The organism is Brevibacterium sp. CCUG 69071, assembly GCF_021023135.1.
In the GTDB taxonomy this organism is placed as follows: domain Bacteria; phylum Actinomycetota; class Actinomycetes; order Actinomycetales; family Brevibacteriaceae; genus Brevibacterium.
The window spans coordinates 411,470-430,396 of the sequence record NZ_PGFV01000003.1; the positions used below are offsets into that span (position 1 = coordinate 411,470).

General features: G+C 62.5%; 15 protein-coding genes. 8 read left to right on the forward strand and 7 right to left on the reverse strand.

Annotated elements, in window-relative coordinates:
- Window positions 1-73: 73 nt before the first annotated feature.
- The 7 genes from CV023_RS19025 to dnaA all read right to left on the reverse strand — a co-directional run bounded on the left by CV023_RS19025 (window position 74) and on the right by dnaA (window position 11,012).
- The gene (locus tag CV023_RS19025) at window positions 74-973 is read right to left on the reverse strand and encodes a DUF3566 domain-containing protein (RefSeq protein WP_230745699.1); all 900 of its coding nucleotides are present in this window, start codon (window positions 971-973) and stop codon (window positions 74-76) included.
- Entirely contained in the window at window positions 970-3,531 is a 2,562-nt protein-coding gene (gene gyrA / locus CV023_RS11100; RefSeq protein ID WP_230745700.1) for a DNA gyrase subunit A, read from the reverse strand. Before gyrA ends, CV023_RS19025 begins: the two co-directional genes overlap by 4 nt.
- Before the next feature lie 125 nt (window positions 3,532-3,656).
- Window positions 3,657-5,654 carry a DNA topoisomerase (ATP-hydrolyzing) subunit B gene (gene gyrB / locus CV023_RS11105; RefSeq protein ID WP_230745701.1) on the reverse strand — a complete coding sequence of 666 codons (1,998 nt, stop codon included), beginning with the start codon at window positions 5,652-5,654 and terminating at the stop codon, window positions 3,657-3,659.
- A gap of 212 nt (window positions 5,655-5,866) precedes the next feature.
- Window positions 5,867-6,379: a DUF721 domain-containing protein gene (locus CV023_RS11110; protein WP_230745703.1), complete on the reverse strand. Its 513-nt coding sequence runs from the start codon at window positions 6,377-6,379 to the stop codon at window positions 5,867-5,869.
- Window positions 6,376-7,641, reverse strand: coding sequence for a DNA replication/repair protein RecF (gene recF, locus CV023_RS11115; protein ID WP_230745705.1), 1,266 nt, complete (start codon window positions 7,639-7,641; stop codon window positions 6,376-6,378). Before recF ends, CV023_RS11110 begins: the two co-directional genes overlap by 4 nt.
- Complete coding sequence (gene dnaN, locus CV023_RS11120) at window positions 7,642-8,781, reverse strand: DNA polymerase III subunit beta (RefSeq protein ID WP_230745707.1); 1,140 nt, start codon at window positions 8,779-8,781, stop codon at window positions 7,642-7,644.
- Between the two features lie 572 nt (window positions 8,782-9,353).
- Window positions 9,354-11,012 (reverse strand): chromosomal replication initiator protein DnaA, encoded by a 1,659-nt coding sequence (gene dnaA / locus CV023_RS11125; protein ID WP_230745709.1) that lies wholly within the window; start codon window positions 11,010-11,012, stop codon window positions 9,354-9,356.
- A 415-nt stretch (window positions 11,013-11,427) separates the two neighbouring features.
- On the opposite strand from dnaA, the gene rpmH reads away from it, so the two are divergent.
- From rpmH to CV023_RS19145, 8 genes are all read left to right on the forward strand, one after another.
- Entirely contained in the window at window positions 11,428-11,565 is a 138-nt protein-coding gene (gene rpmH, locus CV023_RS11130; RefSeq protein ID WP_166975345.1) for a 50S ribosomal protein L34, read from the forward strand.
- A gap of 2 nt (window positions 11,566-11,567) precedes the next feature.
- Entirely contained in the window at window positions 11,568-11,933 is a 366-nt protein-coding gene (rnpA, locus tag CV023_RS11135) for a ribonuclease P protein component (protein WP_230745711.1), read from the forward strand.
- Window positions 11,917-12,270, forward strand: coding sequence for a membrane protein insertion efficiency factor YidD (gene yidD, locus CV023_RS11140; RefSeq protein ID WP_230745713.1), 354 nt, complete (start codon window positions 11,917-11,919; stop codon window positions 12,268-12,270). The genes rnpA and yidD overlap by 17 nt, the downstream gene beginning before the upstream one ends.
- A 101-nt stretch (window positions 12,271-12,371) precedes the next feature.
- Window positions 12,372-13,334: a membrane protein insertase YidC gene (gene yidC, locus CV023_RS11145; protein ID WP_230745714.1), complete on the forward strand. Its 963-nt coding sequence runs from the start codon at window positions 12,372-12,374 to the stop codon at window positions 13,332-13,334.
- An 8-nt stretch (window positions 13,335-13,342) separates the two neighbouring features.
- Window positions 13,343-13,936: a Jag family protein gene (locus tag CV023_RS11150; protein WP_230745716.1), complete on the forward strand. Its 594-nt coding sequence runs from the start codon at window positions 13,343-13,345 to the stop codon at window positions 13,934-13,936.
- Window positions 13,929-14,570 (forward strand): 16S rRNA (guanine(527)-N(7))-methyltransferase RsmG, encoded by a 642-nt coding sequence (gene rsmG, locus CV023_RS11155; RefSeq protein WP_230745718.1) that lies wholly within the window; start codon window positions 13,929-13,931, stop codon window positions 14,568-14,570. The genes CV023_RS11150 and rsmG overlap by 8 nt, the downstream gene beginning before the upstream one ends.
- A gap of 66 nt (window positions 14,571-14,636) precedes the next feature.
- On the forward strand, window positions 14,637-15,533 hold the full coding sequence (locus CV023_RS11160) for a ParA family protein (protein WP_230745720.1): 897 nt from the start codon (window positions 14,637-14,639) through the stop codon (window positions 15,531-15,533).
- A complete protein-coding gene (locus CV023_RS19145) occupies window positions 15,526-17,349 on the forward strand; it encodes a ParB/RepB/Spo0J family partition protein (protein WP_442859937.1) in 1,824 nt (607 codons plus the stop codon). Before CV023_RS11160 ends, CV023_RS19145 begins: the two co-directional genes overlap by 8 nt.
- Window positions 17,350-18,927 lie beyond the last annotated feature (1,578 nt).

The window sequence follows — 18,927 nt, forward strand, 5'->3', positions numbered from 1 at the left end:
GCAGGCCGCACTCGGCCAGCTCAACGCCCGAAACCTGCTCAACGCCCGATACGGACGGAAGAGGGACGAAGCCTCAGTCGTCGGTCAGCGTCAGGTGGAAGCCGCCGGCGATGAGTGAGCCGATGTTGTAGATGAAGGCTGCCAGCGTCGACAGCGCAGTCATCAGCACGATGTTGATCACGGCGATGATGAAGCCCGCGGCGACGACGCGGCCGAAGCCGAAGATGCCGACGATGCGCTCGGCCGATTCCGCACCGGCCAGCTCGCTCATCGTGGTCTCGAGACCGCTCATCACGCCGGTGGCCTGAAGGACGACCCACAGCACGATGAAAGCGACGATGGTGGCGATGCCGATGGCCACGGACATGAGGAAGGACATCTTCATGACCGACCACGGATCGACGGCGGCCACGGTCAGGCGAACGGTGCGTGGGCCTTTCTTCTTCTTGCCCTTGCCGTTCTCGACCATGTTCTTCACGCCCATCTTCACGCCGCCGGAGCTGGCGCGGACGGTGTTGGCCGCAGAGCCCATCACCGAGGTGGCCGTGCGGTTTCCGCCCGAGGAGCCCTGGGATCCTCCCGTGGACCCCTGGGAACCGCCGGTCGCTCCCTGTGACCCCTGCGCACCCGACTGGGCTGAGGGTGCCGAGCCGCCCTGATTCTGAGCGGACCCACCGGGGGCAGAGCCGCCTCGGGGAGCGGATCCCGTCGAGGGCGCACGATTGGGCTTCGGGGAGGCCTTCGGTGCCGGTGGGGCGACGACGGTGGCCTTCTCGGAGGCCTGCGACGACTGCGCGGACTGCCCGGATCCATTTGCGTCGGACTTCGCCGAGTTCGACGAACCCGAATTTCCTGCCGATCCCGAGCTTCCCGAGGTCTTGTCCTCGTTCTTCGATCCGCCTGCCGTCAGGCGGGTGGAACCGCTCGACGTGCGTATGATCTTTCCTGAGCCTGGCTGCTTGCTATCGCTCACTCTTCCACATCCTCGCTGCCGGTCTGAGGCTGATCGACCTCGGCCTCCGGTACCTCAGCTTCGTCATCGTCTATCTCTTCGACCGCCGTCTCGGGTCCACGCGTTACAGCGATAATACGATCATTCTTGCCCGGTTTCGCGAACACCACACCCATCGTGTTGCGTCCCTTCGCCGGAACTTCGTCGATGCTCGACCGAACGATCTTACCCTTCTCCATGACGACGAGGACTTCCTCACCCTCATCGACGATGAGTCCGCCTACCAAGTCTCCGCGCTGTTCGGTGATCTTCGCAACCCGGATACCCAGACCGCCACGACCCTGCAGGCGGTACTCCTCGACGGGGGTCCGCTTCGCATAGCCGGCCTCGGTGACGACGAAGACGTAGGTGTCGGGCTGGACGACATCCATGGTCAGCAGCTCGTCATCGTCCTTGAACTTCATTCCCGTGACACCGCCGGTGACGCGTCCCAGGGGCCTGATCGAATCGTCGTCCGCAGCGAAGCGGATCGACATGCCCTTGCGGGAGATCATCAGCAGGTGATCCTCGGATCCCACGATCCGAGCCGAGACCAGCTCATCGGGCAGACCCTTGTACTCGCGGAGGTTGATCGCGATGACCCCGCCGGTGCGGTTCGAGTCGTATTCGCTCAGGCGGGTCTTCTTCACGACACCGGACTTCGTGGCGAGGATGAGGAATTCGGCTTCCTCGTAGTCGCGGATGGAGAGCACCTTCGCGATCGTCTCACCCGGCTGCAGCGCCAGCAGGTTCGCCACGTGCTGGCCCTTGGCATCGCGTGAGCCCTCGGGCAGCTCATAGGCCTTGGCCCGGTAGACGCGACCGGTGTTCGTGAAGAACAGCAGCCAGTTGTGCGTCGAGGTGACGAAGAACTGCTCGACGACGTCGTCGCCGCGCAGCTGTGCTCCCTTGATGCCCTTGCCGCCGCGGTGCTGAGCACGGTAGAGGTGGCTCTGGGTCCGCTTCGCGTAGCCGCCGCGGGTGATGGTGACGACGACTTCTTCCTCGGGGATGAGGTCTTCCATCGACACGTCCCCGTCGAAGCCGGCGAGGATCTTCGTGCGGCGGTCGTCGCCGTAGCGTTCGACGATCTCGTCGAGCTCCTCAGAGACGATCTCGCGCTGGCGCGCGGGGGTTTCGAGGATGTGCTTGTATTCGGCGATCTGCGCCTCGATCTTGTCGGCCTCTTCCTGGATCTTCAGACGTTCCAGGGCGGCCAGGCGGCGCAGCTGCAGATCGAGGATCGCATTGGCCTGGACCTCGTCCACCTCGAGCAGCTCCATCAGTCCGGACCGGGCCTCGTCCGAGGATGGGGACCGACGGATCAGGGCGATGACCTCGTCGAGGGCGTCGAGGGCCTTGAGGTAGCCGCGCAGGATGTGGGCGCGTTCCTCGGCCTTGCGCAGGCGGAACTGGGTCCGCCGCACGATGACCTCGATCTGGTGCTTGACCCACAGGCGCAGGAAGGAGTCGAGGCTGAGCGTGCGCGGCACGCTGTCGACGAGTGCGAGCATGTTCGCGGAGAAGTTCTCCTGCAGCGAGGTGTGCTTGTAGAGGTTGTTGAGCACGACCTTCGCCACGGCATCGCGCTTGAGCACGATGACCAGACGCTGACCGGTGCGACCCGAGGACTCATCACGCAGATCGGCGATGCCCGCGACCTTGCCGTCCTTGACGTAGGAGGCGATCTTCGCGGCCAGGGTGTCGGGATTGACCATATAGGGCAGCTGCGTGACGACGAGGCAGGTCCGACCCTGGATCTCCTCGACCTCGACGACGGCGCGCTGGGTGATCGATCCGCGACCGGTCCGGTAGGTGTCCTCGATGCCTTTGCGGCCGAGGATCGTCGCGCCCATCGGGAAGTCCGGGCCTTTGACGAGGCCCAGCAGCGCCTCGAGGGCCTCTTCCTTGCTCGCCTCCGGATGGGACAGCAGCCATTGAGCGCCCGCGGCAACCTCGCCGAGGTTGTGCGGAGGGATGTTCGTGGCCATGCCCACGGCGATGCCCGAGGAACCGTTGACCAGCAGGTTCGGGAACCGGGAGGGCAGCACCATAGGTTCCTGGTTGCGGCCGTCGTAGTTGTCCTGGAAGTCGACGGTGCCCTCTTCGATGTCCCTGACCATCTCGAGGGCCAGGGGAGCCATCTTGCACTCGGTGTAACGGGGAGCGGCGGCTCCGTCGTCACCCGGGGAGCCGAAGTTGCCCTGGCCGGCGACCAGCGGGTAGCGCATCGTCCACGGCTGCACGAGGCGGACCATGGCATCGTAGATGGCCGTGTCGCCGTGCGGGTGGTACTGGCCCATCACATCGCCGACCACACGCGAGCACTTCGAGAAGTTGCGATCGGGGCGGTAGCCGCCGTCGAACATCGCGTAGAGCACGCGCCGGTGGACGGGCTTGAGACCGTCCCGGACATCAGGCAGGGCACGACCGACGATGACGCTCATCGCGTAATCGAGGTAGGACCTCTGCATCTCGAGGTTGAGATCAACCTGTTCGACCCGGTTGATCTCGGTGCCGATATCGTTCTCGTCAGCCAATGTGGGCTCTTCCCTTGTGTCTTAACCGTGTGGGACGGCGGTGAGTGGATTTCTCTGAGTCTGTGGGGGCGTCGGATCCGAGCATTGCCAGTGGGCGCAGCGCCACCGGATTCCGTCGGTTCGGATCAGATGTCGAGGAAGCGGACGTCCTTCGCGTTCTCCTGGATGAACCGGCGGCGCGAATCCACGTCGTCGCCCATGAGCACCGTGAAGATCTCGTCGGCGACGATCGCATCGTCGAGCGAGACCTGCTTGAGCAGACGGTAGTCGGGATCCATGGTGGTCTCCCACAGCTCCTCGTAGTTCATCTCGCCCAGACCCTTGTAGCGCTGGATCGCGAGGTCCTTGGGCAGGCGCTTGCCCGCAGCCCGACCGGTCTCGAGCAGTCCGTCGCGTTCCTTGTCCGTGTAGGCGAACTGGTGCGGAGCGTTCGACCACTTGAGGCGGTAGAGCGGAGGAGTGGCGAGGTAGACGTAGCCGTGCTCGATGAGCGGCTTCATATACCGGAAGATCAGCGTCAGCAGCAGCGTTGTGATGTGCTGACCGTCGACGTCGGCATCGGCCATGAGCACGATCTTGTGATAGCGCAGCTTCTCGAGTTCGAACTCTTCGCCGATGCCCGTGCCGAAGGCGGTGATCATGGCCTGGACCTCGTTGTTGCCCAGAGCCCGGTCGAGCCGAGCCTTCTCCACGTTGAGGATCTTTCCGCGCAGCGGCAGGATCGCCTGCGTATTCGGATTGCGTCCCTGCGTCGCCGAACCGCCGGCGGAGTCACCCTCGACGATGAAGACCTCAGAGATCGTCGGGTCCTTCGACTGGCAGTCCTTGAGCTTTCCGGGCATTCCCGAGGACTCGAGGAGTCCCTTGCGGCGGGTGGCTTCGCGGGCCTTGCGGGCGGCGAGCCTGGCCTGGGATGCCTGCAGCGCCTTGCGGACGACATCCTTGGCCTGGGCCGGGTTGGATTCGAACCAGTGGCCGAGCTCATCGCGGACCACGCGCTGGACGAAGCCCTTGACCTCGGAGTTGCCGAGCTTCGTCTTCGTCTGGCCTTCGAACTGCGGATCGCCGAGCTTGACCGAGATGACCGCGGTCAGACCTTCGCGGATGTCATCGCCGGTGAGGTTGGGGTCCTTCTCCCGGATGAGCTTCTGCTCACGGGCGTAGGCATTGACCAAGGAGGTCAGCGCAGTGCGGAAGCCCTCTTCGTGGGTGCCGCCCTCATGCGTGTTGATGACGTTGGCGTAGGTGTGGACGGATTCGCTGTAGGCCGTCGTCCACTGCATGGCGATCTCGAGCGCCAGCGTCTGCTCCTCTTCCTCGGCCTCGAAGACGATGACGTCGGGGTTGACGAGCTCGGCCTTCTTCGTCGAGTTGAGGTACTGCACGTAGTCGAGCAGACCGTGCTCATAGAGGTAGGTGACCTCACGCGGCTTGGATTCGGTCTCCTCGTTCTCATCGATCTGGACCTCGTCGTCGTCGACCTGGACGTGACGTTCATCGGTCAGGCTGATCTTGAGGCCTTTGTTGAGGAAGGCCATCTGCTGGAAGCGCGCCCGCAGGTACTCGTAGGAGAAGTCGGTCGTCTCGAAGATCGAGCCGTCCGGCCAGAAGGTCACGGTGGTTCCGGTCTCCGAAGTTGCCTCGCCCTGGCGCAGATCACCGGTGGGAACACCCTGGACGAAGTCCATGTTCCACGTGTGGCCGTCGCGCTTGACCTCGACCTCGAGGCGTTCGGACAGGGCGTTGACGACGGTCGAGCCGACGCCGTGGAGGCCACCGGCCACGGCGTAGCCGCCGCCGCCGAACTTGCCGCCTGCGTGGAGCACGGTGAGGATCACCTCGACGGTGGGTTTGCCCTCGGTCGGGTGCATCGCCACCGGCATTCCGCGGCCGTCGTCAACGACCTTCACTCCTCCGTCGGCCAGGATCGTGACCTCGATATGGTCGCAGTAGCCGGCCATGGCCTCATCGACGGAGTTGTCGACGATTTCCTGCACGAGGTGGTGGAGACCGCGTTCCGAAGTCGAACCGATGTACATGCCAGGTCGTTTGCGAACTGCTTCGAGTCCTTCGAGTACCGTAATGTCCCCGGCATCGTAATGGGGTTGGTCCTCGGTCGTCATATGACTCCTTGTTCGGCTGGGCGCTATCAGCTCACCATTCTACCGCGCCGGGAGCTCAAATGCCCGTAAGAGGCCTGAGAAGGTGCATTTCCGGATTTTTCATGCGCCCGGTGTACCCCCGGGCACGAAAGGGAGCGGCTGTCGCCGTTTAAGGGCCTCTGTGGTTCGCGCGATCTCCTCGCCGAGGTGGCCCGAAATTTCGCGGAGGTGATTCAGCCGAAGGTGTCCCGGGGCCCCCGACCCGCGACCGAGCGGCGGCCCCGCTTGAAGCTGCGTCCGGCGGGACCGCGGATCTCGATCTCGGTGATCGTCTGCGAACCGAGTCCGGCCTCGAGCTTCTTCAGGATCGTCGGCTTGAGCACGCGCAGCTGGGTCGCCCAGGTCGTCGAGTCCGCGGCGATGATGAGCAGGGGCGGGGAGAAGTCGACGGGAGTGCAGTGCATCGCGACCTGCGCCCCGACGAGCTGCGGCCACCTGCCGAGCACCTTGCCGATATCGATCGAGGACGACCAGCCGCGCTCAGAGTTCAGCGAGTCGAGCACCGAGGACACCGCTGCCGGATCCCGCCGGTCCTTGCCCGATCCCGAGTAGACGGCTTCCCCGCGCAGACGTGAGCGTCGCCGGTGACGAACGAACTTCGCCTCGCTGACCTCCATCCGGCGGACCCGGTCGAGTGCCTCGAGTGCGGCGACCGGGGTGGAGAAGTCACGTTCGAACCCGCTCACGGAGTCTCCGCACCCTCGGACTGCCGCGGAGCTGCATCGGCGCCGTCTGTCGAGCCCTCGGTCACCGCGGATCCATCCGCGGAATCGTCCGGAGATCGATCCGCGGAATCGTCCGCAGCCCCCACCTCGGTGTCGGTCCGACCGCGCAGCGTCTCCTGCCCGATGCGCCTTCCCTCGAGGCCATCAGGCAGATCTCCGTCGACGGCCGCGGTGACGAAGACCTGCTCCGCCGAGGTGATCCGGGAGGCCAGACGGTTCCGCCGTCCGGTATCGAGTTCGGCGAAGACGTCGTCGAGGACGAGGATCGGCTGCTCGGCGACGGAGCCGGCATCGGCGCTGAGCAGGTCCCAGCCGGCCAGCTGCATGGCCAGGGCCAGAGACCAGGTCTCGCCGTGCGAGGCATAGCCCTTGGCCGGATGATCGCCGATGGTCAGGGCGAGGTCGTCCCGGCCGGGCCCGTGGAGGGTCAGTCCGCGTTCGATCTCCGTGGTCCGGCGTCGTTCGAGGGCGGCCAGGAGCAGTTCGCGGCATTCGGCCGCCGATTCGGCCTGCGAGTAGTCGATGCGCGAATCGTAGCGGGCCCGGATCCCCTGGCGTTCGAGCCGGGCGTCGGCGGCGATATAGGCGAAGTTCTCCTGCAGCGGTTCGACGATGTCGGCCAGGATCCGCTGGCGGCCGTAGACGAGTTCGGCCGCCGAATCCGCGTAGGCCATGTTCCAGATATCGAGTGTGGCCTCGAGGCCGGGGTCCCGATCCTCCCGCAGACGTTTGAGCAGGGCGTTGCGCTGTTTGAGTGCCCGCTCGAAGTCGGTGATGACCGAGGAGAAGCGCGGATTCCGAGCGACGACGAGGGTGTCGATCCAGGACCGGCGCTCGGCCGGTTCCCCACGGACGAGACTGAGGTCCTCGGGGGCGAAGACCACGCAGGAGACGAGGCCGAGGATGTCCTTGAGCTTGACCGGGGAGCGGTTGACCCGGGCCCGGTTGGCGCCCTTCGACTGGATCGAGACTTCCACGGTGGCATGCCGCTGGTCGCGATTGACCAGGGCGGAGACGGTCGCGGTCTGAGCGTTCTCATGGACCAGCGGAGCATCGAAGGCCACCCGGTGCGATCGCTGATGAGCCAGATATCCGATGGCCTCGACGATGTTCGTCTTGCCGGTGCCGTTGTCGGCCACGAAGGTGGTGACTCCGGGTGCGAACTCGAGATCGAGCTCAGGATAGGACCGGTAGTCACGCAGTGAGAGCCGCGATATCCACATTCAGATGCGGGTGGGCATGAGCAAGTATCGGTAGGACTCGTCGGCCGGGGCATCGAGTTCCCGCTGCCCGGAGATGATGACGGGCTTCATCGGCTGGGTGAAGGAGAAGTTCACGTAGGGGCTCTCGATGGCGGCGAGGCCTTCGGCGATGTAGTGCGGGTTGAAGCCGACCGTGATCGCCTCACCCTGCAGGGTCGCCTCGACGGCCTCGGAAGCCTGGGCATCGTCGCCGGTGCCGGCGTGGAGGGTGAGCATGCCGTCGCTGACCTCGAAGCGCAGCGGGGTGTTGCGTTCGGCGACGAGGGAGACACGGCGGACGGCCTCACGCAGAACGCCGGTCTCGACGATCGCGTGGATCGGCACCGAGTCCGGGAACAGCGAGCGGACCTTCGGGTATTCGCCCTCGACGAGGAGGGAGGTGGTGACTCGTCCCGCCGAGGTGAAGGAGATGAGGTCCTTGCCTGCATCGGTGCTCAGACCGATGGTGACATCTCCGCCGAGGGACTTCGAGACGTCGGAGAGCGTGCGTCCGCGCAGCAGGGCGACGGCCGAGACGTCCGGGCGTCCGGGGTTCCAGGTGAATTCGCGGACGGCCAGGCGGTAGCGGTCGGTGGCCAGGAGTGTGACCTTCTCGCCCTCGATCTCGACGCGCACGCTGGTGAGGATCGGCAGGGTGTCGTCCTTCGAGGTCGCGATCGTGACCTGGGAGACGGCATTCTGGAATTCTCCGGCGGAGACGGTGCCCGAGTCGTCGGGGACCTGCGGCAGCGCCGGGTATTCGGCCACCGGCATCGTCATCAGCGAGAACCGGGAGGATCCGCAGGTGACGTCGACCTTGGAGTCGATCTGCTCGAGGGTGACTTCCTGATTCGGCAGGGCCTTCGAGATGTCGGCGAGGAGACGACCGGAAACGAGAACGGTCCCGGCGGTGACGACATCGGCGGCGATCTCGACCCGGGAGGAGACTTCGTAGTCGAAGACGGCCAGACGCACGGTTCCGCCCGCCTCGGCGGTGATGAGGATTCCGGTCAGCACCGGTGCGGAGGGACGGTTGGGCAGAGTCTTGGTCGCCCAGGTCACCGCGTCGGCAAGGACGTCGCGGTTGACTTTGAACTTCAGGGGGGATGCTTCGGCGTTCACTTTACTCCTTCGGGGCGGCCACCCGACCTACTCAAGACTCTGGCTGACGACACGGGCTGGCGTTGCTCGGAAAACTTTACACAGCCTATCCGATATCTGCCCACCGGAGCAGGGGCAGGAAAAGTTCACAGAACCCGTGCCAGCCCCTCGCCGAGGCGGTGCTGAGAAGGCTCGGAAGTTCCCGAATCTCGGATTCGAGAATCGATCCCGACGGGATGTTCGAATAGTCGAAGCGTGCCTGTGTGACTCGAGAGCAGTTCGCGCTCGAGGCTCATCGTCGAGCCGAGCAGTCGGTGGCGGTCGCCCTCTTAAGAGTTGAATTCACTTGGTAGAAGTATCAGCACCTGTGGAGTGTGTGGATAACCTCTTCTTACGCCTGAGTAATCAAGGGAAGGAGCGCCTTGGCTGCCTGTGGATCCCCTGTGCAGGCCGAGGTCGCCCTCGGTGCGCCCTTGTGTAAGCACAAGCATGTAGTTCACATCCGTCCACTCGAAGTCTCGAGTTGTCCACCATCTTATCCCCAGTCAGGAGCATTTCTCCCCAGGCTTATCCACAGATGTGTACGACGCGTTCTAGAGGCGGTGCTGTTGTTTGATGCGGTTTGTTAGTTCGGTGACCTGCGTGTAGACGGCCCGCCGTTCGGCCATCTGAGTTCGAATCTTCTTGTTCGCATGCATCACCGTGGTGTGATCGCGGCCGCCGAAGGCCTGCCCGATCTTCGGCAGCGAGAGATCGGTGAGCTCGCGGCAGAGGTACATGGCGATCTGCCGGGCCGTGGTCAGCGTCCTGGATCGCGAGGTGCCGCACAGGTCATCGAGGGTGAGACTGAAGTAGGCGGCGGTCTGGCCCATGATGTCGGCTGCCGTGATGGCGGGGGTGTCGTCCTGGGTGATGAAGTCCTTGAGCACGGTCTCCGCCAGGGACACATCGACCTGCTGGTCATTGAGATTGGCGAAGGCAGTGACGCGGATGAGCGCCCCCTCGAGTTCGCGGATATTCGAGGACACCCGCGAGGCGATGTACTCCAGCACGTCATCGGGAACGTCGAGCTGGTCGCCGGCGGCCTTGCGCCGCAGAATCGCGAATCGGGTCTCCATGTCCGGCGGCTGCACATCGGTGAGCAGACCCCATTCGAAGCGGGAGCGCAGCCGCTCCTCGAAGCCTTTGAGCATCTTCGGCGGCTGGTCCGAGGTGATGACGACCTGCTTGGCCTCGTTGTGCAGGGCGTTGAAGGTGTGGAAGAACTCCTCGACGGTCGCATCCTTTCCCTGCAGGAACTGGATGTCGTCGATCATCAGGAGGTCGACCTCGCGGTAGCGACGCTGGAAGGCCGGCCGCAGGGAGTTCGAGGTCCGAGAGGATCCGATCGTGTTGATGAAGTCGTTGACGAACTCCTCGCTCGAGACGTACTTCACGCGGATCTCGGGGAAGAGCTGTGTGGCGTAGAAGCCGATCGCATGCAGCAGGTGGGTCTTGCCCAGACCCGATTCGCCGTAGATGAAGAGAGGGTTGTAGGCCTTGGCCGGGGCTTCGGCAACGGCGAAGGCCGAGGCATGGGCGAAGCGGTTGGAGGCACCGATGACGAAGGTGTCGAAGGTGTACTTGGGGTTGAGCTGGGAGACGCCGGGAACGTCGACGGGCGGATTCATCGGGGCGGCGGTCGCCTCGGCGATCTTGGCCTCCCGATCGGAGATCCCAGGGGATTCCGGCCTCGGCTGCGTCGTCGTGCGTGCAGTCGCGGGGATTCCCTGCTCTGCGGGCTGGGCCGGCGCTGTGCTGTGGTCGGCGGGGGCCACCTCGGCGGGCATCGATTCCGGCACCGAGCCGGGTGCGCCCACCGAAGGCTGCGCGACCGACTGCTGCCCCGGCTGCGTCGCCGAGGTGGAGGTGACCGGGTCGATCTCGATCGGTGAGCCCGGGGTGGGCTCGCCGATGAGGTCCTCGAATCGGATCGGCACGTCGAGTTCCGGGTCGACGACGAAGCCGAAGGTCACATCGAAGCCGAGGACCTTGGAGAACTCTCTGGTCAGGGGTCCGAGCAGACGAGTCTCGATGGTGCGGCGGGTGTGTTCGTCGCGGACGGCGAGGAGGACGAGGGCGTTGTCGACCAAGGCTTTGGGCACGGCCAGAGACAGGAAGCCCTTCTGATGGGCACTGAGATCGGCATCCTGATCCAGGGTCGAGACCACCGTTCGCCATTGGCTGATGAGCTCATTCTTGGAGTTCGACACCGTCACTCTTCCTCTGCTGTTTCGAAATCGACTTCTGCACAATCCACACCTGTGCATGACTTCCACATAGTTTTCCACAGTTTGTGGACTGCTGACGAGTGATCCGAGCAATACTCCACATGAGTGGATAAGCATGTGGAAAACTACACGGTTGTGACTTGTGGAAGCCGCCCGGCAACGGGAAGGTGAATCACGGTGAATGGTTGACAACCGTGATCTGAAACATGCCCGATCGGTTTGACCGCCCGGTTTGCGTCTCGCTAAGATGGAGTGTCCTGTGTACCGGGCTTCATCCGATTATCTTGAATATCTTTTGGCTCTTATGCACAGGAGTGCTCGGCGGTCGAGACTCGCACCGCCGTTTTTTGTGAGAACGCATCGGCGTTCGCCCGCAACCTAGAAATCGGAGACTGAAGTGAGCAAGCGTACCTTCCAGCCCAACAACCGTAAGCGCGCCAAGAAGCACGGCTTCCGTCTGCGCATGCGCACCCGTGCAGGCCGTTCGATCCTCGCCGCACGTCGTCGCAAGGGACGTTCCGAAGTTTCGGCCTGAGCGTGCTCACTGCTGCACACCGGATCCGCAGCGGCGATGACTACAGACGAGTATTCAGAGCCGGCATCCGGGTGCGCTCCGAGCACCTGATGGCGCACAGCCTCAGAGAAACCGATGATTCCCACGCTGTCCGCGTGGGTTTCATCGTATCCAGGGCCGTGGGAAACGCCGTAGTCCGCAATCGGGTCAAACGGCGGCTGCGCGAGATCATGCGAGTCCGGTTGGACGAGTTGGCACCCGGAACACTGTTCGTGATCCGCGCCCTGCCGCAGGCCGGGGAGAGCGAGTTCGCCGTCCTCGAATCCGAGGTCGAGACGCTGCTGACGAAGGCAGGGAAGAAGCTGGCGGGACGTGGACGCCGAACATGATCTGAAGCATGAGTCGGAGGTTCCGCGCCGACCGGCAGGATTCTGGCCGAGCCTGTGGTGGCTGATCAGGATCGGGCCGCGGATGCCGTTCGTGTGGTTCATCCGGGCCTATCGGATCGTCATCTCCCCGCTCTACGGTCAGGTGTGCCGCTACTATCCCAGCTGTTCGATGTACGGCCTCGAGGCCTTCGAGATACACGGAGTTCTCAAGGGAATGGTGTTAACTGGGTGGCGAATACTGCGCTGTAATCCTCTTTCCCACGGCGGAGTCGACCACGTGCCCGGTTCGGCTCGTCAAACCCGCTCCCAGACGATGCACACCGATGACGGACAGTGAGGCCCGGCGAGGGCCGCTCGAAGGCGGCCCAGTGTCGCGAACACCTGTGAACAATGGCAAAATGAACGACGCGCAAGAGTCGTTGTAACGAGGAGAACTGAATGGACTGGATGGACAAGCTGCTCTACCCGCTGCAGTGGGTAGTTGCTTGGATCCTCGCGATCTTCCACGAGATCTTCACCGCGATCGGCCTGCCCGCCGACGCCGGTTGGACGTGGGTGCTCTCCATCGCCGGGCTGACCGTGGTCATCCGTGCCGTGCTCATCCCGCTCTTCGTCTACCAGATCAAGTCGCAGCGCAAGATGCAGCTCCTGCAGCCGGAGATTCAGCGCCTGCAGGCCAAATACAAGGGCAAGAAGGACCAGTACTCGCGTCAGGCCATGGCCGAGGAGCAGATGAATCTGTTCCGGGACAACAAGACCAGCCCTTGGGCCTCGTGTCTGCCTCTCCTCGTGCAGATGCCCATCTTCTTCTCGCTCTTCCGCGTCATCCACAACATGCCGAACGTGGCCGACGGATCAGTCGGCGCAATCGGCGGTTTCACTCAGCAGCTCGCGATCCAGGCTGAGAGTTCGTCGGTCTTCGGCATCTCCCTGTCGGCGACGTTCACAAGCCCTGGCATCGGCGTCAAGCTGCTCACCGGTGTCCTCATCGTGATCATGGCCGCGACCATGTTCATCACGCAGAAGCAGATGATGGCGAAGAACATGTCGGAGGCCGCGATGGCCAACCCGATGATGCAGTCACAGAAGATGCTTCTCTACATCATGCCGCTCGTCTTCGGCATCGGCGGCATCTACTTCCCGCTCGGTGTGCTCTTCTACTGGCTGGTCTCGAACACCTGGACCATGGCCCAGCAGCACACGGTGATCCGCAATATGCCCGCTCCCGGTTCGAAGGCCGAGAAGGAGATGCTCGAGCGCAAGGCTCGCAAGGGCAAGGCTCCCAAGACTCCCGAAGCCAAGGCCGCCGCCGGTGAGCCCGTTGTCGAAGAGGCCCCGAAGAAGAACGGCCAACGACAGCAGCCCGTGAGCAAGAACCGCAAGAAGAACAAGAAGCGCTGAGGAAGAACATGACTGAAGAGAACCTCGACACGAGCGTGGACGAGACAGACGAGAGCACGGTCAAGACGTCTTCCGACGACACCGCAGCCGAATCGACAGAGGAGAGCTCGTCGAAGCCGACGCGCGCCGAACTCCTCGAAGAAGAGGGCGAGATCGCCGCAGACTACCTCGAGGAGCTGCTGGATCTGGCCGACATCGACGGTGACATCGACATCGATGTCGCCGACGGACGAGCACAGCTGTCGATCGTCTGCGAAGACGATGAGGATTCGAACCTGCGCACACTCGTCGGCAAAGAGGGGCGCACCCTCGGAGCGCTCCAGGAGCTCAGCCGTCTGGCCGTGCAGACGAGCACGGGACAGCGTTCGTGGCTGATGCTCGACATCGACGGCTTCCGCAACAGCCGTCGTGATGAGCTCATGAAGAAGGCGCAGCGTGCCATCGCGGAGATCAAGGACAGCGGTGAGGAGTTCGCCTTCGCACCGATGAACAGCTTCGAGCGGAAGATCATCCATGATCAGGCCGCGCAGGCGGGTCTGGTCTCGGAGTCTGAGGGTGAGGGCGACGGACGGCACGTCGTCATCCGTCCTGCCGATGACTGAGTCTTCCGCGATCGAGGTTCCGCCCGTCGGCACCGAAGAATACTTCGGCGCCGCATATCCGCTTGCACAGCGTTACGCCGAACATCTGGCGACCACTGGGATCGAATGGGGGCTCATCGGTCCCAGGGAGATCGACCGCCTGTGGACTCGGCACATCCTCAACTGCGCCGTCGTGGCCGAATACATCGAAGACGGTGACGTCGTCGGCGATGTGGGCAGCGGTGCAGGTCTGCCCGGTATCCCCATCGCGCTGCTGCGGCCCGAGGCGAAGGTTGTTCTCATCGAGCCGATGGAGCGGCGTGTCGAGTGGCTGAGAATGGTCATCGATGACCTGGGCCTGGAGAATGTGCGCATCGTTCGCGCCCGTGTGGAGGAGCTCGTCGACGAGGAGATGTTCAGCGTCGTGACTGCCCGTGCGGTCAAGGCGATGACGACGCTCATCGAGTGGACCCATGAGGTCATCGGACCCGAGGGCCGGATCCTCGCGCTCAAGGGGGCCTCGGTGGAGGCGGAGCTCGCCAAGACGAAGAAGATGCTCAAGCGCTACCGACTCTCCCAGCCGCAGATCCACCTCGTCGACAGCGGCGGGATCCTCGATGTCCCGAGTCGTGTCGTCGAGATCGTGAAGAAATAGAACCCAGTAGATTTGGTCTAGGCTGAATATAGCTTTGTAAACCCGATGGATGATGGAGTGCGCCGAATGCCGATCATGGACGAGTCGTCTCCCATAGGGGCTGCGATCGCACGGGACAATCGTCGTGCCGATCGACTGTCCCAGGCGAGCTTCCCGCCTCCGGATTCGACGCGGGTGTTCACGATCGCCAATCAGAAGGGCGGCGTGGGCAAGACCACGACAGCGGTGAATATCGCCGCCGCCTTGGCGAATCAGGGGCTCAACGTCCTGCTCATCGACATCGATCCTCAGGGCAATGCGAGCACCGCCTTGGGCATCGATCACTACTCAGAGGTCACGAGCATCTACGACGTCATCATCGATGATGTGCCGATGCGTGATGCGGTGGCGCAGTGCCCTGACTTCGAGACCCTGCGGTGTGTGCCCGCGACCATCGACCTCGCGGGAGCGGAGATCGAGTTGGTGTCGCTGGTGGCCAGGGAACAGCGGCTGCAGCGTTCCTTGGGGATCTATCTCGATGAGGAAGCCGCCGCCGGCAACCGAGTCGACTATGTGATCATCGACTGCCCGCCGAGCCTGGGGCTCCTCACCGTTAACGCCTTCGTCGCCGCTCGTGAGGTGCTTATTCCGATCCAGTGCGAGTACTACGCGCTGGAGGGCCTGAGCCAGCTGCTGAAGAACATTCAGCTGATCCAGAAGCATCTGAACCCGGAGCTGGCGATCACGACGATTCTTCTCACCATGTACGACGGACGGACCAACCTCAGTGCGCAGGTCGCCGATGATGTGCGCACCCACTTCCCGGAACAGGTGCTGGGGACCGCCATTCCGCGTTCGGTGCGGATCTCCGAGGCACCCAGCTATGGGCAGACCGTGATCTCGTACGACCCTCATTCCAGCGGCGCTTTGTCCTATCGGGAAGCGGCCGAAGAAATCGCCAATCGAGGAGTAAGCCGTGGCTGAACGTAAGAAGCGGGGTTTGGGACGTGGGCTCGGTGCTCTGATCCCCGACGCTAACTCCAGTGATCGTCCAGTGGACGTCTTCTTCTCCGGCGGCGACTCCGAGCAGTCCAAGGATGCAGAGACCGAGGCGAAGAGCCCTCGTGCGGCCAGGAACGATCCTGCGGCGTCGATGCAGTCGTCGCGGCGGCGTAAGCCCAAATCTGGGGCCGCAGCGAAGTCCTCGGAGCCCAAAGAAGCGGGTTCGAAGGCCACTGCGACGAAGGCCTCCGGTTCCAAGGCCGCGAAGCCAGCGGCAAAGCAGACCGCTGCGAAGAGCGCTTCCGGCACCAAGAGCACTGTCGGAGCCAAAGCAGCTGCAGACACAAAGACTGTTGCCTCCAGCAAGACTGCTTCCGGCACAGGGCCCGCTGCCGGTGCCAAAACTGCCGCGAGCACCAAGAGCACTCCTTCGTCGACAACCACCCGGAAATATACTTCGAAGGCGGAACCGGCGCGCAAGACTGGGACCGCAACGAAGTCCGAACCGGTTGCGAAGTCCGAACAAGCTGCGAAGTCCGAACCGGCTACGAAGACGACTCCAACGACAAAGAGCGCTGGTACGACCGCAAGCTCAGCTTCGAAAGCCTCCGGGTCGCGGACAACTGAGTCAGAGAAGTCCGCTGCAGGGGCAACGACGGCCTCTCCAAACGTCTCTGCGTCTCAATCCTCCGACGACGTGCTGGAAACACATCCAGGTGTCTATACGTCTTCGGGTGCCGCCGCACTCGACGAGTCAAGTGGGCACGACAATGACTCTGAGGATACTACGAACGTAGTTGCATCTTCCGCTGAGCCTCCGCAATCGAATGAGTCTTCGGTGACCGATGACGCATCGGCAGAGACTGCTTCTGAGACTCCAACGCCCGCAGAGCACGATTCAGCAGGCACCGAGGCCTCTGATGGCGGTGCGGACGACGATCCTAGTGATGACAGTGGCTCAGGAGAGCTGGATGGTGTTGAGTCGATCCCAGACACCGAGTTCGGTGAGATCGATGTCGAGCTCATCGATGCCAACCCTCGACAGCCGCGTACCGTCTTTGATGAGGATATGCTCGCAGAGCTGGTCCACAGCATCCGTGAGATCGGTGTGTTGCAGCCTGTCGTTGTCAGGCAGAAGCCGAGCGATCCGGGTCGGTTCGAGCTCATCATGGGCGAACGGCGCCTTCGGGCGACGAAAGACGCCGGGCTGTCGTCGATTCCTGCAATCATCCGCTATGTCGAGGATACGGATCTTCTCCGGGACGCACTCCTTGAGAACCTGCATAGAGCGGAGCTGAATCCCCTTGAAGAGGCAGCCGCGTACGGCCAGCTGCTGGAAGACTTCGGATGCACCCAGGAAGAGCTGTCCGAGCGTATTGGACGCTCGCGACCGCAGATCTCGAACACTCTGAGACTTTTGCGGCTCCCCCCGCTCGTGCAGCGCCGGGTAGCGGCAGGCGTAATTTCCGCCGGCCACGCTCGTGCGATCCTAAGGCTCCGCGATGCAGAACATATGGAGGTGCTCGCCCAGCGTATCGTTGCTGAGGGCCTCTCTGTCCGCGCGTCGGAAGAAGCCGTTGTGCTGCTTAATCGCGGTGACTCGGTAAATGTTTCACGTGCAACATCGAAGGTTTCGCCTGAGTTCCTTGAAGTCGCTGAACGCCTGGGCGATCGTCTGGATACAAAGGTGAACATCACTGTCGGAAAGCGCAAAGGCAAGCTCAGTGTTGAGTTTGCGAATCAGGAAGATCTTGATCGGATTCTGACATTGCTTGGCATTTCGCAGGCCGAGGAGTAGGCGTACTTGATGCGGTGAGCTCCCGTTGGACCATATTCGGTCCGACGGGAGCTTTTTGCTGTGCTACTTGAACGCTTCGGTTCTCGATCTGCGGGTCCTACCTCGATGGTGACACCGATCGTAGAACTGCTGTTCGTTGGTTCCTTCGTGATGCTTCTTGCCGTTGATGGTCGCGTTCGTTGGCCCGAGCGTAAGTGAGAGCTGTCGCTTTAGTGCCTGATATGTTGGGCCAACTAAGGTGTTGTGTTGGTAAGCAGATGGCCATGAGTGTCGAGCCGAGGACACCTGCTCGAAGTTGCCTCTTGATCGAGGTTGCGGTTTGTTTTGCATTTACACCTCGGGTTCGCGAAAGGCATCGGGTTGGATTCCACGGGTAGTGTTTCACGTGAAACGCAATCGTGCTCATGCTGCTCGGACCGATGTTATTGGAGTCGAACTGCGCGAATTGAACTAAGTGCGTGGCCTAACGCGAGAGGTGCTGCCCGACCGCTTCGTACGTTTTCTTATGAGTCGGCGCCCCGCCAGGAGGATCGTGATGTCATCAATCGATGTGGCTACCTGCGGTGTCACCTCGCTTTGCTATCCAACTTGAGACTATTCCTTCATCTTCCGAACATTGTTTCCCCTGCTCGATCCCGAATTCGCGGCTGGCGGTCTGGGTAGGGTGATGTTTGCGCAGAGCCGTTCCACTTGTTTCACGTGAAACGGAGGTAGAAACGGTTTCCGCGGTAGTGACCACCCCGATGTTGACACGTCTTGGTGTTGGGAACGTTGGTGATGTCCTTGTTTGCTGGCGCCATCGACTCCCCGGGAACTGGGCCGCGCTATCGTGCTGGGTCCTCCGCTATGGCCAGTTGGGGACGCCGTCCTCCGATCGGCCGGAAGCAGACGCATATGAGTAGTCTGCGTTGCTCGGATGGCTGTAAATGGTCAACTACCGGTACGGCGCCGTTTCATGTGAAACATAACTACCACGATTGCGCTGGTTCAGAACCTCTGGACGCAGGCGGAACTCCTGTTCGTGAATCTCTAGTAGCATCGTGACTTCCCGATACGGGCTCGACTTGTAACGGCATTTCGCATGTTTCACGTGAAACATTGACCTAAGAGTTGAAGAAGCATGATTCGAAAGCTCGACATGGGAACAATTGTATTGTTCTGCTTCGGTACAAGTTGTGCGGATTGTAATGTCTGGTCGGGTTAGATGGATCCAATTGCGGGCTCTGGCGGGCCTCGGGTAGCCAACTTCGTTGTCGGCAACAGTCTCTATGAGGCGGGGTATCTGCACGCGCGGTGAAACCTGATTCATCTGGTTGTATCTATTAGTTGGGGGGAAATGGGTTATGCCCTCTAGCCGTCCCACGAATCGCGGCAAGATCGGAAGCAGCGCTGGGTCCCCATGCAGTGTGGTCGAAAGGTGTTCCCAATCGTCTGTATTATGCGTCTGAACTGGACCGGCTTGGTGTCCTGGTTGTCTCGAGCGCAGTTTGGGTTAGTGAGTAGAGTGAATTGGCTGCGCCCAGTTGAGCACCGCACGTGGAAGAAGAGGGTGTCCGATCTATCCCGCAAATAGGGTTC

Coding starts and splice junctions, on each gene's coding strand:
- rsmG (WP_230745718.1), top strand. CDS start 13,929: ATGACTGAGTCTTCCGCGATCGAGGTTCCGCCCGTCGGCACCGAAGAA.
- recF (WP_230745705.1), bottom strand. CDS start 7,641: ATGTGGATATCGCGGCTCTCACTGCGTGACTACCGGTCCTATCCTGAG.
- yidC (WP_230745714.1), top strand. CDS start 12,372: ATGGACTGGATGGACAAGCTGCTCTACCCGCTGCAGTGGGTAGTTGCT.
- CV023_RS11150 (WP_230745716.1), top strand. CDS start 13,343: ATGACTGAAGAGAACCTCGACACGAGCGTGGACGAGACAGACGAGAGC.
- CV023_RS11160 (WP_230745720.1), top strand. CDS start 14,637: ATGCCGATCATGGACGAGTCGTCTCCCATAGGGGCTGCGATCGCACGG.
- gyrB (WP_230745701.1), bottom strand. CDS start 5,654: ATGACGACCGAGGACCAACCCCATTACGATGCCGGGGACATTACGGTA.